This is a genomic window from Enterobacter sp. TMH.L2, assembly GCF_050847315.1.
In the GTDB taxonomy this organism is placed as follows: Bacteria; Pseudomonadota; Gammaproteobacteria; order Enterobacterales; family Enterobacteriaceae; genus Cedecea.
Window position 1 is genome coordinate 4,234,580 of record NZ_CP193791.1, and the last position, 12,619, is coordinate 4,247,198.

General features: G+C 55.2%; 16 protein-coding genes. 9 read left to right on the forward strand and 7 right to left on the reverse strand.

Annotated elements, in window-relative coordinates:
• Positions 1–206 precede the first annotated feature (206 nt).
• The 4 genes from frdA to frdD are packed head-to-tail and all read left to right on the forward strand — an operon-like array spanning position 207 to position 3,503.
• Entirely contained in the window at positions 207–2,000 is a 1,794-nt protein-coding gene (gene frdA / locus ACREYP_RS20280) for a fumarate reductase (quinol) flavoprotein subunit (RefSeq protein ID WP_273970217.1), read from the forward strand.
• Positions 1,993–2,727 carry a succinate dehydrogenase/fumarate reductase iron-sulfur subunit gene (locus ACREYP_RS20285; RefSeq protein WP_008453741.1) on the forward strand — a complete coding sequence of 245 codons (735 nt, stop codon included), beginning with the start codon at positions 1,993–1,995 and terminating at the stop codon, positions 2,725–2,727. The genes frdA and ACREYP_RS20285 overlap by 8 nt, the downstream gene beginning before the upstream one ends.
• 10 nt (positions 2,728–2,737) lie before the next feature.
• Positions 2,738–3,133: a fumarate reductase subunit FrdC gene (gene frdC, locus ACREYP_RS20290; protein ID WP_008453742.1), complete on the forward strand. Its 396-nt coding sequence runs from the start codon at positions 2,738–2,740 to the stop codon at positions 3,131–3,133.
• 10 nt (positions 3,134–3,143) lie between these two features.
• Positions 3,144–3,503, forward strand: a complete 360-nt coding sequence (gene frdD / locus ACREYP_RS20295; protein WP_008453743.1) for a fumarate reductase subunit FrdD — start codon at positions 3,144–3,146, stop codon at positions 3,501–3,503.
• A 42-nt stretch (positions 3,504–3,545) separates the two neighbouring features.
• Here the strand turns inward: frdD and rclR are convergent, their stop codons facing one another.
• Positions 3,546–4,403 (reverse strand): reactive chlorine-specific transcriptional regulator RclR, encoded by an 858-nt coding sequence (rclR, locus tag ACREYP_RS20300; RefSeq protein ID WP_336818276.1) that lies wholly within the window; start codon positions 4,401–4,403, stop codon positions 3,546–3,548.
• 124 nt (positions 4,404–4,527) lie between these two features.
• Here rclR and rclA point away from each other — a divergent pair, with 124 nt between their 5' ends.
• A complete protein-coding gene (gene rclA, locus ACREYP_RS20305) occupies positions 4,528–5,853 on the forward strand; it encodes a reactive chlorine resistance oxidoreductase RclA (protein ID WP_008453747.1) in 1,326 nt (441 codons plus the stop codon).
• 26 nt (positions 5,854–5,879) lie between these two features.
• Here rclA and ampR read toward each other — a convergent pair whose 3' ends face one another.
• A complete protein-coding gene (gene ampR, locus ACREYP_RS20310) occupies positions 5,880–6,758 on the reverse strand; it encodes a LysR family transcriptional regulator AmpR (RefSeq protein WP_166993196.1) in 879 nt (292 codons plus the stop codon).
• Positions 6,759–6,886: 128 nt separating this feature from the next.
• On the opposite strand from ampR, the gene ampC reads away from it, so the two are divergent.
• Together ampC and blc are read left to right on the forward strand one after the other, a co-directional pair.
• The gene (ampC, locus tag ACREYP_RS20315; protein ID WP_083845834.1) at positions 6,887–8,038 is read left to right on the forward strand and encodes a CMY2/MIR/ACT/EC family class C beta-lactamase; all 1,152 of its coding nucleotides are present in this window, start codon (positions 6,887–6,889) and stop codon (positions 8,036–8,038) included.
• 108 nt (positions 8,039–8,146) lie between these two features.
• Positions 8,147–8,680: an outer membrane lipoprotein Blc gene (gene blc / locus ACREYP_RS20320; protein ID WP_336818275.1), complete on the forward strand. Its 534-nt coding sequence runs from the start codon at positions 8,147–8,149 to the stop codon at positions 8,678–8,680.
• Here blc and sugE read toward each other — a convergent pair.
• Positions 8,677–8,994: a quaternary ammonium compound efflux SMR transporter SugE gene (sugE, locus tag ACREYP_RS20325; protein ID WP_008453755.1), complete on the reverse strand. Its 318-nt coding sequence runs from the start codon at positions 8,992–8,994 to the stop codon at positions 8,677–8,679. The two genes, blc and sugE, sit on opposite strands and share 4 nt — an antisense overlap.
• Positions 8,995–9,282: 288 nt before the next feature.
• Here sugE and ACREYP_RS20330 point away from each other — a divergent pair, with 288 nt between their 5' ends.
• Entirely contained in the window at positions 9,283–9,891 is a 609-nt protein-coding gene (locus ACREYP_RS20330) for a LuxR C-terminal-related transcriptional regulator (RefSeq protein ID WP_008453758.1), read from the forward strand.
• A 31-nt stretch (positions 9,892–9,922) separates the two neighbouring features.
• On the opposite strand, the gene ecnB is transcribed toward ACREYP_RS20330, so the two are convergent.
• The 3 genes from ecnB to efp form a co-directional block, all read right to left on the reverse strand.
• Positions 9,923–10,069: a lipoprotein toxin entericidin B gene (ecnB, locus tag ACREYP_RS20335; RefSeq protein WP_008453759.1), complete on the reverse strand. Its 147-nt coding sequence runs from the start codon at positions 10,067–10,069 to the stop codon at positions 9,923–9,925.
• 104 nt (positions 10,070–10,173) lie between these two features.
• Complete coding sequence (locus tag ACREYP_RS20340) at positions 10,174–10,308, reverse strand: entericidin A/B family lipoprotein (protein ID WP_008453762.1); 135 nt, start codon at positions 10,306–10,308, stop codon at positions 10,174–10,176.
• Between the two features lie 64 nt (positions 10,309–10,372).
• A complete protein-coding gene (efp, locus tag ACREYP_RS20345) occupies positions 10,373–10,939 on the reverse strand; it encodes an elongation factor P (protein ID WP_008453764.1) in 567 nt (188 codons plus the stop codon).
• Positions 10,940–10,980: 41 nt separating this feature from the next.
• On the opposite strand from efp, the gene epmB reads away from it, so the two are divergent.
• A complete protein-coding gene (epmB, locus tag ACREYP_RS20350; RefSeq protein WP_336818274.1) occupies positions 10,981–12,009 on the forward strand; it encodes an EF-P beta-lysylation protein EpmB in 1,029 nt (342 codons plus the stop codon).
• Positions 12,010–12,213: 204 nt separating this feature from the next.
• Here the strand turns inward: epmB and ACREYP_RS20355 are convergent, their stop codons facing one another.
• On the reverse strand, positions 12,214–12,567 hold the full coding sequence (locus ACREYP_RS20355) for a DUF4156 domain-containing protein (RefSeq protein ID WP_166877417.1): 354 nt from the start codon (positions 12,565–12,567) through the stop codon (positions 12,214–12,216).
• Positions 12,568–12,619 lie beyond the last annotated feature (52 nt).

The following is a 12,619-nucleotide window of genomic DNA, read 5'->3' on the forward strand; positions in this document are numbered from 1 at the left end:
GTGACGCAATTCATTAAGAGCGGTAATTAATCGCCCTGTAGAACAGCAAAAAAATCGAACAAATCAAATTTCCCTAAAATCCCTCCGGTTATACTTTCCCTACCTAAAAAGGAGCAGGGATACACCTTTCGCAGCCACCGCCTTTCAGGCAGTGAATACCCTTTGGTCGTATAGCTTTGCGAATTACTAAAATCTGGAGGAATGTCGTGCAAACCTTTCAAGCCGATCTCGCCATTATAGGCGCCGGCGGAGCAGGCCTACGAGCAGCCATTGCGGCGGCCCAGGCTAATCCACAGGCAAAAATCGCTCTGATTTCCAAAGTCTACCCGATGCGCAGCCACACGGTTGCTGCCGAAGGGGGTTCCGCAGCCGTCGCGCAGGATCACGACAGCTTCGACTACCATTTTCACGACACCGTTGCCGGAGGCGACTGGCTGTGTGAGCAGGATGTGGTTGACTACTTCGTTCACCATTGCCCTACCGAAATGACCCAGCTTGAGCAGTGGGGCTGCCCGTGGAGCCGCCGCCCGGACGGCAGCGTCAACGTCAGGCGCTTCGGCGGGATGAAGATCGAACGGACCTGGTTCGCCGCCGACAAAACCGGCTTCCATATGCTCCACACACTCTTCCAGACCTCCCTTCAGTTCCCGCAAATTCAACGCTTCGACGAGCATTTCGTGCTCGATATTCTGGTCGATGACGGCCAGGCGCGCGGCGTCGTCGCTATGAATATGATGGAAGGCGAGCTGGTGCAGATCCGTGCCAATGCGGTGGTGATGGCCACCGGCGGTGCAGGGCGAGTCTATCGCTACAATACCAACGGCGGCATCGTCACCGGGGACGGCATGGGCATGGCGCTGAGCCACGGCGTGCCGCTGCGCGACATGGAGTTTGTGCAATACCATCCAACCGGGCTGCCGGGTTCCGGCATCCTGATGACCGAAGGCTGCCGCGGTGAAGGCGGCATTCTGGTGAACAAAAACGGCTATCGCTACCTGCAGGATTACGGCATGGGGCCGGAAACCCCGCTCGGCGAGCCGAAGAACAAATACATGGAACTCGGCCCGCGCGACAAAGTCTCTCAGGCCTTCTGGCACGAATGGCGCAAAGGCAACACGATCTCCACCCCACGCGGCGACGTGGTGTACCTCGACCTGCGCCACCTCGGCGAGAAAAAACTGCTCGAGCGCCTGCCGTTCATCTGCGAACTGGCCAAAGCCTACGTGGGCGTTGACCCGGTCAAAGAGCCGATCCCGGTTCGCCCAACGGCGCACTACACCATGGGCGGCATCGAGACCGATACCCAATGCGAAACCCGCATCAAAGGGCTGTTCGCAGTGGGCGAATGCTCCTCCGTTGGCCTGCACGGTGCCAACCGGCTGGGCTCTAACTCGCTGGCAGAACTGGTGGTCTTTGGCCGCCTGGCGGGCGAGCAGGCAATGGAGCGCGCCGCACAAGCGCAACCGGCTAACGATGCCGCGCTGAACGCCCAGGCCGCCGATGTTGAAGGCCGCCTGAAGCAGCTAGTCAACCAGGAAGGCAACGAAAACTGGTCAAAAATCCGCGACGAAATGGGGCTTTCTATGGAGGAAGGCTGCGGGATTTACCGTACCCCGGAATTGATGCAGAAAACCGTCGACAAGCTGGCAGAGCTGCAGGAGCGCTTCAAGCGCGTGCGCATCACCGATACCTCCAGCGTCTTCAATACCGACCTGCTGTACACCATTGAACTGGGCCACGGCCTGAACGTTGCCGAATGTATGGCGCACTCCGCCCTTGCACGTAAAGAATCCCGCGGCGCCCACCAGCGTCTGGATGAAGGCTGCACCGAACGCGATGACGTCAACTTCCTGAAGCACACTCTGGCCTTCCGCGACGCCGACGGCACAACTCGCCTCGACTACAGCGATGTGAAGATCACCACGCTGCCGCCAGCAAAACGCGTATACGGCGCTGAAGCGGAAGATGCTGAGAAGAAAAAGGAGAAGGCAAATGGCTGAGATGCAAACCCTGAAGATTGAGATTGTGCGCTACAACCCGGAAACGGACAGCCAGCCGCATAGCGCAATCTACGAGGTGCCGTTTGACGAGCAAACCTCGCTGCTGGACGGGCTGGGTTATATCAAAGATAACCTCGCACCGGACCTCAGCTACCGCTGGTCATGCCGCATGGCGATTTGTGGCTCCTGCGGCATGATGGTCAACAAAGTGCCGAAGCTGGCCTGTAAAACGTTCCTGCGCGAATACACCAACGGCATCAAGGTCGAAGCGCTGGCAAACTTCCCGATTGAGCGCGATTTGGTGGTCGACATGACCCACTTTATCGAAAGCCTGGAGTCGATTAAGCCTTATATCATCGGCAACCCGCGCACGCCGGATCAGGGGCCAAACACGCAGACGCCCGCGCAGATGGCGAAATACCATCAGTTCTCCGGCTGCATCAACTGTGGGCTGTGCTATGCCGCCTGCCCGCAGTTTGGCCTGAACCCTGAGTTTATCGGCCCGGCGGCGATTACCCTCGCCCATCGTTACAACCTGGACAGCCGTGACCACGGCAAGAAACAGCGTATGCCGCAGCTCAACGGGCAAAACGGCGTGTGGAGCTGCACCTTTGTTGGCTACTGCTCCGAAGTTTGTCCAAAACACGTCGATCCGGCCGCGGCCATCCAGCAGGGCAAAGTCGAAAGTTCGAAAGACTTTTTGATTGCCACCCTGAAACCACGCTAAGGAGTGCACCATGACCACGAAACGTAAGCCTTATGTCCGTCCCATGGCGCCAACCTGGTGGCGGCAGCTGGGCTTCTACCGTTTTTATATGCTGCGTGAAGGCACCTCGGTTCCGACAGTCTGGTTCAGCATCGTGCTGATTTATGGTCTTTTCTCGCTGAAACACGGCGTAGAAGGCTGGGCGGGCTTTGTCGGTTTTCTGCAAAACCCGGTGGTTGTCATCCTCAATCTCATTACGCTTGCCGCCGCCGTGCTGCACACCAAAACCTGGTTTGAGCTGGCACCAAAGGCCGCTAACGTCATCGTTAAGGGCGAGAAAATGGGGCCGGAGCCGGTCATCAAGGGATTGTGGGTTGTCACTGCACTGGTGACTGTCGTTGTGCTGCTTGTAGCACTGTTCTGGTAAGGAGGCTGAGGTGATTAACCAAAATCCAAAACGTTCCGACGAGCCGGTATTCTGGGGCCTGTTTGGCGCAGGTGGCATGTGGGGGGCGATTTTCGCGCCGGTTATCGTGCTGCTGGTTGGTATTATGCTGCCGCTCGGCCTGTTCCCCGGCGATGCGCTGAGCTTTGACCGCGTTTATGCCTTCGCCCACAGCTGGATTGGCCGCCTGTTCCTGCTGCTGATGATTGTGCTGCCGCTGTGGTGTGGCCTGCACCGTATCCACCATGCGATGCATGACCTGAAGATCCACGTGCCGGCCGGAAAATGGGTGTTCTACGGCCTGGCCGCTATTCTGACGGTGGTGACCATTATTGGCCTGCTGACGCTCTAAGTACTCAGCACACACCAAGGCTCGCCATCGCGCGGGCCTTTTTTATTCCATGGCCAACGCCTTCACCCGCTTTCTGTATTCCCCAGGCGAACAGCCAAACTCCCGCATAAAAGCCTTATGGAATGACGATTCGCTGGCGTAGCCCACGGCATCGGCGATAGTGATAATCGAACTTGCTTCACGCGAGAGTTGCTGTGCGGCAATTTGCAGCCTGATTCGGGTCAGCACTGCCAGCGGGGTGGTGCCGCTCACCTCGCGGAACAGCAACGCAAAACTGGCGCGAGACATATGCACTTGTTCAGCCAGCGAGGCGACGGTCCACGGCGTATGTGGTGCATTCAGCATGCTTTGGATTGCCACACCCAGTCGTGGATGCAGCAGCAGGTTCAACTGACTTTTATCCTGAATATTCACCCGTAGCCACTGCCGCAAGCCCAGGGCAATCATCGTGGCACATTGCTGGCTACATACCGCCGCCATACCAGGCTGTGGCACTTCCGCTTCCTGTTGCAGCAGCGCAACGGCCGCCAACAGCCATGTATGTTCGGGGCTGTCTTGTTCGGGCGCCATCAGCAGGGCCTCCGGCAGCGCCGTCAAAAAATGACGGGAAGCCGAAGATAAATGCAGGCTCCCACAAACGATCCAGGTCTCTTCCTGCCCCTTCTGCCGCACTCGGTGCGCAGAGTTTTGCGTCAGCACAACCACCTGCCCAGGCAGTAGCGTCAGCTTTTCGCCGGCAGGCAGCTCCAGCCATGCGGCACCTTGCGTAACGGTGTGCCAGCGAATGGTCGCCAGCGATCCCGCCGCATGGGGCAGGCTCCAGCCCGAGCTGAGCAGGCAATTTTTATCAATCGAACCCTGCGGGGCGCTGAACGCCATCAACTGGCTGAGGGGATCCATCGCTCACTCCAAAAAATCAGACGATAAGACAGGACTTAAAGATACCTGAAGAAATCACATTGACGCCATGCATACACAATGATTGCCATTAACTTAACGGCTGGCTCACTGACGGAGAACCTCCATGCAGACCTATCAGGCAATCATTATTGGCTTTGGTAAAGCAGGTAAAACCCTGGCGGCAACCCTGGCAAAACAAAACTGGAAAGTCGCCATCATCGAGCAATCCGCCGAAATGTACGGCGGTACCTGCATTAACATTGGCTGCATTCCCACCAAAGCGCTGGTCCACGATGCAGAACAGCATCAGGACTTTACGACAGCCATCGCACGTAAGTCTTCAATTGTCAGTTTCCTGCGGGACAAGAATTACCACTTGCTGGCCGACCTGAATAATGTGGACGTTATCAACGGCCACGCAGAGTTTATCGACCGGCATACTGTTCGCGTGATGCAGAACGGTGAAACTATTGAACTGCAGGGAGAGAAAATCTTTATCAACACCGGTGCGCAGTCCGTTCTGCCGCCGATTGACGGGCTGACGGCTACGCCTGGGGTATATGACAGCACCGGGCTGCTTAATCTGACCACGCTCCCAACGCACCTCGGTATTTTGGGCGGCGGCTACATCGGGGTTGAGTTTGCCTCAATGTTTGTCGGTTTCGGCAGCAAGGTCACCATTTTCGAAGCCGCCGAAGATTTTTTGCCGCGTGAGGACCGTGACGTAGCCGCAGCGGTCGCCAACATACTTCAGCAGCAAGGCGTGGAGCTCATCCTAAACGCTAAAGTTCAGCACGTTGAATCCCATGACAACAGGGTGCATTTGCAGACGAACGATAGTGTCTACACGGTTGACGCGCTGCTTGTTGCCTCAGGGCGAAAACCCGCTACGGATACCCTGAACCTGAAAAATGCCGGGATTGATGTCGATGCTCGTGGGGCCATCGTGGTGAATAAATACCTGCGTACCTCTGCAGACAACATCTGGGCAATGGGGGATGTAACCGGCGGGCTACAGTTTACCTATATCTCGCTCGATGACTTCCGTATCGTGCGTGACAGCCTGTTGGGCGAAGGTAAACGCCATACCGGGGACAGAAAAAATGTGCCTTATTCCGTGTTTATGACCCCTCCGCTGTCTCGCATTGGCATGACTGAAGAACAGGCCCAGGCCAGCGGTAAACCCATTCAGATCGTTACGCTTCCCGTGGCGGCAATTCCAAGGGCCAGAGTCATGGGCGACACTCGCGGCTTGCTCAAAGCTATCGTGGATACCTCAACGCAGGAGATCCTCGGCGCATCGCTGCTATGCCCTGACTCCCATGAGATCATTAACCTGATTAAAACCGTCATGGATGCCGGGCTGCCCTACACCACGCTGCGCGACCAAATTTTCACGCACCCTACCATGAGCGAAGCGCTTAATGACCTGTTTGGGCTGGTAAAATAACCCGCCCTGGTTCTGGCAATCAGGCCCTACGCTTTCTCACACTCTCCGGCTAACCAGCCGGAGAAGTCTCGCATGGCGGGCGTTTCCGCCCTGGACTGGAGCTTTGTCAGCCAGTAACTGCCGAGACTGATTTCAGCCTCAAACGGGCGAACAATCCGCTCGCTGTTCAGCAAGTGGGTAAACATATTCACCGGGGCAAGGGCAACACCCGCGCCAGCCTGTGCGGCTTCAAGCATAGTTACCGAAGAATCAAAAACCATCACCAGATGCGTTGGCGACGGTGGCGCCTCGCCCGCCGCCTGCAACCATGCCGCCCATTCGTCACGCCGGTAGGAACGCAGGAGCGTATGATTCAGCACGTCCTGCGGGCGCTGGAGTTCAGAAGCCAGCGCAGGAGAACAAAGCGGTGACAGCGGGGCATCACACAGATAAATCGCGTCTGTTCCGTGCCAGGCTCCGCTACCAAATCGCACCGTATAGTCCAACCCCTCCGCCGCCGGATCCACCCGGTTGTTGTGCGTCGAAAGCTGAAGATCGATATGCGGATAGCGACGCCGAAACGCCTCAAGGCGCGGCAGCAGAAAGCCTGTTGCAAAAGTGCCCACCACACCTAGCTTAAGTTTTTCTCTCGCTTGCGCGCCCGAAAACCGATCCAGTACCCCGGCAATGCGGTCAAAGGAATCGTTTAGCACAGGTAACAGGTTTTCACCTTCCGTGGTCAACATCAACCCACGAGAAACGCGCACAAACAGCTGGCAACGCAGATGTTCTTCCAGGGCTTTCACCTGCTGGCTGATGGCAGAATGAGTGACATTCAGCTCGATGGCAGCATGGGTAAAGCTAAGATGCCTGGCTGCGGCTTCAAAAGCGCGCAGAGAGTTTAGCGGGATATAGCTGCGGGTCATGACATTACCTGTTAGAAAATCTTAAGCCTAATGCCAAATTTAATCGTTTGTCATCGGGTGTCAAATCCAACAAACTTGCCTCGTCTGACGGGCCCGGACTGCTATCATCTCTCTAAGGAAGGTTATCCATCATGAAAAAAACCCTTTGCCTGACGCTGCTGCTTGCCGCCTCATGCTCCAGCTTTGCTGCACAAAAAGAACTGACTGCACCGCAGATTGAAAAGCTGGTGAACCGCACCGTTGCCCCGCTAATGAAAGAGCAGGCGATCCCCGGCATGGCGGTGGCCGTTATCTACAAAGGCTACCCGCTGTATTTCACCTGGGGAAAAGCCGATGTGCAGCGCAACGTGCCGGTAACGCAACAAACGTTGTTTGAACTGGGCTCGGTCAGTAAAACCTTTACCGGCGTACTGGGCGGTGATGCTTTGGCTCGCGGCGAAGTTAGCCTTAGCGACCCGGCGCAGAAATACTGGCCTGAGCTGAACGGCAAGCAGTGGAAAGGGATCACCCTGCTGCAGCTTGCCACCTATACCGCCGGTGGCCTGCCGCTGCAGGTGCCGGACGAGGTAACCAACAGCGATGCCCTGCTGAAGTTTTACCAGAACTGGCAGCCGAAGTGGGCACCTGGCACACAGCGCCTCTACGCCAATGCAAGTATTGGACTATTCGGAGCCTTGATGGTGAAACCGTCAGGCATGAGCTTTGAACAGGCGATGTTAAAACGCGTCTTTGAGCCACTGAATCTTCAACACACCTGGATTAACGTGCCGGCGACGGAAGACAGCCACTACGCCTGGGGCTACCGGGACGGCAAAGCCGTGCGCGTCTCGCCGGGCATGCTGGATGCAGAAGCCTACGGCGTGAAATCCAGCATCGAAGATATGGCCCATTGGGTGCAGGCGAATATGGCCCCCGATCGTCTGGGAGACAAAACGTTAGCTCAGGGTATCCAGCTCGCGCAGTCACGTTACTGGCGCGTGGGTAGCATGTATCAGGGGCTTGGCTGGGAAATGCTGAACTGGCCGGTGAAGGGGAAAACGATTATTGATGGCAGTGACAACAAGATCGCCCTTGCGCCGCACCCGGCAACGCTGATTGAGCCTCCAGCACCTGCGGTGAAAGCCTCATGGGTACATAAAACCGGGTCGACAGGCGGCTTTGGTAGCTACGTGGCCTTTATCCCAGAAAAACAGCTGGGTATCGTAATGCTGGCCAACAAAAGCTACCCGAACACCGAGCGAGTAAAAGCCGCTTACGCCATTCTTGAAGCACTGCAATAAAAATGACCACGGCCTGTTGAACACAGGCCGTATTATTTCCGGCTTCGCTCACACTTTATTTCCTGTCGCCATCTACACTTAGCTAAAAAACCTCGGAAGGAATCTGCTATGCGCATTTGGCCCGCTTTCACCGCGCTTGCGGTCGCATTATTCGTTGTCTCCTGTAGCTCACCAACTCCTCCCCCCAGCGTCACGGTCGTGCAAAACTTCGAGGCAAAACGCTTTATCGGCACCTGGTATGAAATTGCGCGAATGGACCACAGCTTTGAAAGCGGCCTGAATCAGGTCACGGCCACCTACAGTTTTATGGATGACGGCGGCCTGCGCGTGATAAACCGGGGATTCAACCCGGACAGGCAGATGTGGCAGCAGGCAGAAGGGAAGGCTTATTTCACCGGAGACCCGAGCGTCGCTGCGCTGAAAGTCTCCTTTTTTGGCCCGTTTTACGGCGGCTATAACGTGATTGCGCTGGATAAAGACTATCGCCATGCGCTGGTATGCGGGCCGGATCTCAGCTATCTGTGGATCCTGTCCCGCACACCAACCATCAACCACGATCTCAAGCAACAGCTATTGGCTATCGCCGCTCGCCAGGGCTTTGCGGTGGATAAATTGATTTGGGTGAAACAACCAGGCAGTTAATGCGTGGAAAGTTTCAAGCCAATGATCCCGACCACAATCAGAGCCAGGCTAGCCAGACGCATCGGGTTAGCCGACTCTCCCAGCAGCAGAATGCCGGTAATCGCCGCGCCGACGGCACCGATCCCGGTCCACACCGCGTAGGCCGTGCCGGTGGGCAGGGTTTTCATCGCCCAGGCGAGCAAAGCCATGCTGACAACCATCGCGACGATGGTGATAACGCTAGGCCACAGGCGGCTAAAGCCGTGGGTATATTTCAGTCCTACCGCCCAAACAACTTCCAGTAATCCGGCAATTAACAGTACGATCCAGGCCATAACAGCTCCAGTAGAAATGGGGCCGTCCCCGGTGTGAGATGCGCTTGCGGGTCGTCCCGTAAGGCTTAGGTGAGAAGTTGATTTTAGCACCCAAACGGCTGCCTGAAAATCCGTATCCAAATGCTACGCAATGAAATAATCGTTTCACTCGCCGGGCCTTGCTAAGCCTGGAATTGACAGCGAATTCGCGCGTATTTCCGTGATTCATTTTGGCAATTTTATTCATATGATAAAACGTGGTTTGCCAGCCTGCAAACGCCGCAGTAATGATTAACGTGAAGCGTGAAAATGTATAAAATATTATTGGTTGATAGGTGTTACTTCAGCCGTCAGGGACTGACGCACTTGCTCAATCAGAAAAATAATCTGGCTACGGCAGTGAGTATTTCAGAGACAGACAGTTTACTTCTCGCCCGTGAAAAAATTATAAAATGGCAGCCGAATATGGTGATCGCCGACTTCAACAGTTTCTCAACCGCATTGCATAATATCCAACAGCTTTCGACTATTTATTCTGCCTGTGGCGATACGACGCGCCTGCTGCTGCTGCAAAGCGGGCAACACCCCACCATTGCTGAGTACTGCGCGGCGCAAGGCACTAACGATATTTGGGATAAGTCAGTATCATTGTCGGCATTAACGGCATTGATTCAGCAGACTATTGCGACCCGCCCGCCATTCCGTGAAGTGAAACGACATATTACGCCATTACTGACCTTACGCGAAGAGAGAATATTAAAACTCTGGAAGGAAGAGGCGAATAACGAATATATTGCCAGAGTGATGGAAATAAGCGTAAAAACGGTTTACACCTATAAGCGAAACATTCGATTAAAGCTGGGAGCCGACAATAGATTATCGCTTTTTTTAAATATTCCGGAGGCTGTTTTAGAATAACGGTACGGCACTAGCACCGTACCGAACAGTATTATTCCTGCGCTTTTGTTGCCGCACCAGAAATAGCCTTACCGCCGCTTTGTATATCCTCGCCCACGCCGCGGGTGGTGTTACAGGCGGTCAACAAGGATGAAAGAACGACGAGAGAGAAAAACGCAGCAATGGTTTTCTTAATCATGAGCTTTTCCTTATAACTATGTTGTTTGTGTATAGCTTGTTAAGCATAGCTAAAAAAATGAACAACGAAGGAAAAGCGAGGCGATTTCGGATAACTGGCAGGGACTATTTATTGGCTACGCGCTCAATGGCGCCGCCGAGATGTTGCAAGTCTTCGCCAAACCCACGCGTGGTATTACAACCCGACAGCGCAGCGGCCAGCAGCGAGATAAAAAGAATCTGTTTCAACAAACGTTTCATCTTCCCTGCCCTGACAAAGCGGCGGCGCGAGCCTCAGGCACCGCGCCGCGAACCTTCACGAGAATTACTTCACGCGAGAAACGTATTCACCAGAACGGGTGTCAACTTTGATGACTTCGCCGATCTGGACGAACAGCGGAACTTTAACCACAGCGCCGGTGCTCAGGGTTGCTGGCTTGCCGCCGGTCCCTGCAGTGTCACCTTTCAGACCTGGATCGGTTTCAACGATTTCCAGCTCAACAAAGTTCGGTGGGGTAACGGAGATTGGCTGACCGTTCCACAAGGTCACGATGCACTCAGCCTGGTCCAGCAGCCATTTAGCGTTTTCGCCAACGGCTTTTTCGTCTGCAGCCAGCTGCTCGAAGGTTTGGTTGTTCATGAAGTGATAGAACTCACCGTCGTTGTACAGGTAAGTCAGGTTCATATCGACAACGTCAGCGCCTTCTGCAGAGTCAGTAGATTTGAAGGTTTTCTCAACGCGGGTACCGGTCAGCAGACGACGCAGCTTAACGCGCGCGAATGCCTGGCCCTTGCCCGGTTTTACGAATTCGCTGGCTTCAACCGCGTACGGTTCGCCATCCATCATGATTTTAAGACCGGCACGGAAATCGTTGCTAGAATAAGTCGCCATAAGGCCCTCTGAATTTGTTAACTGGTAGCTTAGCCAAAAAAATGGCACACATTGTAACCCTAAATCCCCCTCACAGAGAAGATTGGTTAACGCAACTTGCCGATGTTATAACCGATCCTGATGAACTGCTGCACATTTTAAATGTAGCTGACGATGAAGAACTGCTTGCCGGGCGTGAAGCAAGGCGTCTTTTTGCCCTGCGCGTCCCTCGCGCTTTCGTCGCGCGCATGGAAAAAGGTAACCCCAACGACCCGTTACTGCGTCAGGTTTTGACAGCAAAACAGGAGTTCGTTGCCGCGCCCGGTTTCACCACCGATCCGCTGGAAGAGCAACACAGCGTTGTCCCAGGGCTGCTGCATAAGTACCGCAACCGCGCCTTGCTGCTGGTGAAAGGTGGCTGCGCCGTAAACTGCCGCTACTGTTTCCGCCGCCACTTCCCGTATGCCGACAACCAGGGCAACAAACGCAACTGGCAAACGGCGCTGGCGTATATCAGCGAACATCCTGAGCTGGACGAAATTATTTTCTCCGGCGGCGATCCGCTGATGGCCAAAGATCATGAACTGGACTGGCTGATGAGCGAGCTGGAGGCCATTCCTCATATCAAACGCCTGCGCATTCACAGCCGCCTGCCGATTGTCATCCCGGCGCGTATTACCGATGGGCTGGCAGCAAGAATCGCCCGCTCATCGCTTCAGGTGCTGCTGGTTAATCATATTAACCACGCCCAGGAAATTGGCGACGATTTCCGCTCGGCGATGGCAAAGCTACGCCTGGCGCGCGTCACGCTGCTGAATCAAAGCGTGTTGCTGCGCGACGTGAACGACAACCCACAAACCCTGGCCGACCTTAGTAATGCGTTGTTTAATGCGGGCGTGATGCCGTATTACCTGCACGTGCTCGACAGAGTGCAAGGTGCGGCGCACTTTATGGTAGAAGACGAAGAGGCCCGGGCGATTATGCGTGAGCTGCTGACGCTGGTTTCTGGCTATATGGTGCCGAAGCTGGCGAGAGAAATAGGCGGGGAGCCAAGTAAGACGCCGCTGGATTTGCAGCTACGGCAAAAGTGAGAGCTTAACGCCCTCACCCTAACCCTCTCCCCCAGGAGAGGGAACCGCTTAGTGCTGCCTTCAACTGTAGAAAAAGCCCCACGACTTTATCCCTTACCAGTGACAGGGAACCGCAAGTCCTTCCTCGATCTATCAGTAAAAGCACGTCCGTTTTTCTCCCTCTCCCTGAAGGAGAGGGCCGGGGTGAGGGTAATACTTACCGAATCAGTTCGGGCACTTATAAACCTGACCCGTCATTTGGCTGGCCGTTGGCGCAAAGCTCGAGAGCAGCGTCTGGGTTGGGCTGCTCACGCCGTACAGCACGTTGCCGCCCATTTCGGCCGCATTGTTACGCAGTGCGTTTGCCGCGCCGCGCATAGACCCGCCTTCATCGCCGTGCTGGCCAGACAGCCAGTTGCTCTGTTCCCCGGTCGCGGTGCCTAATAGACGGCATTCGCTTCCTGGTTTGTCTTCAACAAAACGAACGCTCTGGCCGCTGGAGCTGAGCTGATTGCCCGTGCTACATCCTGCCAGCAGCAGCGCTGCCACAACCACTCCTGATGAGACTTTCATGCGCATGTTATTCCCCGTAATCAAGGTATTGAGCCGTTATTGCCCGGTAAGCACTTAT

Coding starts and splice junctions, on each gene's coding strand:
- rclR (WP_336818276.1), bottom strand. CDS start 4,403: ATGGATCCCCTCAGCCAGTTGATGGCGTTCAGCGCCCCGCAGGGTTCG.
- ACREYP_RS20340 (WP_008453762.1), bottom strand. CDS start 10,308: ATGAAACGTTTGTTGAAACAGATTCTTTTTATCTCGCTGCTGGCCGCT.
- ACREYP_RS20285 (WP_008453741.1), top strand. CDS start 1,993: ATGGCTGAGATGCAAACCCTGAAGATTGAGATTGTGCGCTACAACCCG.
- blc (WP_336818275.1), top strand. CDS start 8,147: ATGCGCATTTGGCCCGCTTTCACCGCGCTTGCGGTCGCATTATTCGTT.
- epmB (WP_336818274.1), top strand. CDS start 10,981: ATGGCACACATTGTAACCCTAAATCCCCCTCACAGAGAAGATTGGTTA.
- sugE (WP_008453755.1), bottom strand. CDS start 8,994: ATGGCCTGGATCGTACTGTTAATTGCCGGATTACTGGAAGTTGTTTGG.
- ACREYP_RS20355 (WP_166877417.1), bottom strand. CDS start 12,567: ATGCGCATGAAAGTCTCATCAGGAGTGGTTGTGGCAGCGCTGCTGCTG.
- ACREYP_RS20330 (WP_008453758.1), top strand. CDS start 9,283: ATGTATAAAATATTATTGGTTGATAGGTGTTACTTCAGCCGTCAGGGA.
- ampR (WP_166993196.1), bottom strand. CDS start 6,758: ATGACCCGCAGCTATATCCCGCTAAACTCTCTGCGCGCTTTTGAAGCC.
- efp (WP_008453764.1), bottom strand. CDS start 10,939: ATGGCGACTTATTCTAGCAACGATTTCCGTGCCGGTCTTAAAATCATG.
- ecnB (WP_008453759.1), bottom strand. CDS start 10,069: ATGATTAAGAAAACCATTGCTGCGTTTTTCTCTCTCGTCGTTCTTTCA.
- rclA (WP_008453747.1), top strand. CDS start 4,528: ATGCAGACCTATCAGGCAATCATTATTGGCTTTGGTAAAGCAGGTAAA.
- frdC (WP_008453742.1), top strand. CDS start 2,738: ATGACCACGAAACGTAAGCCTTATGTCCGTCCCATGGCGCCAACCTGG.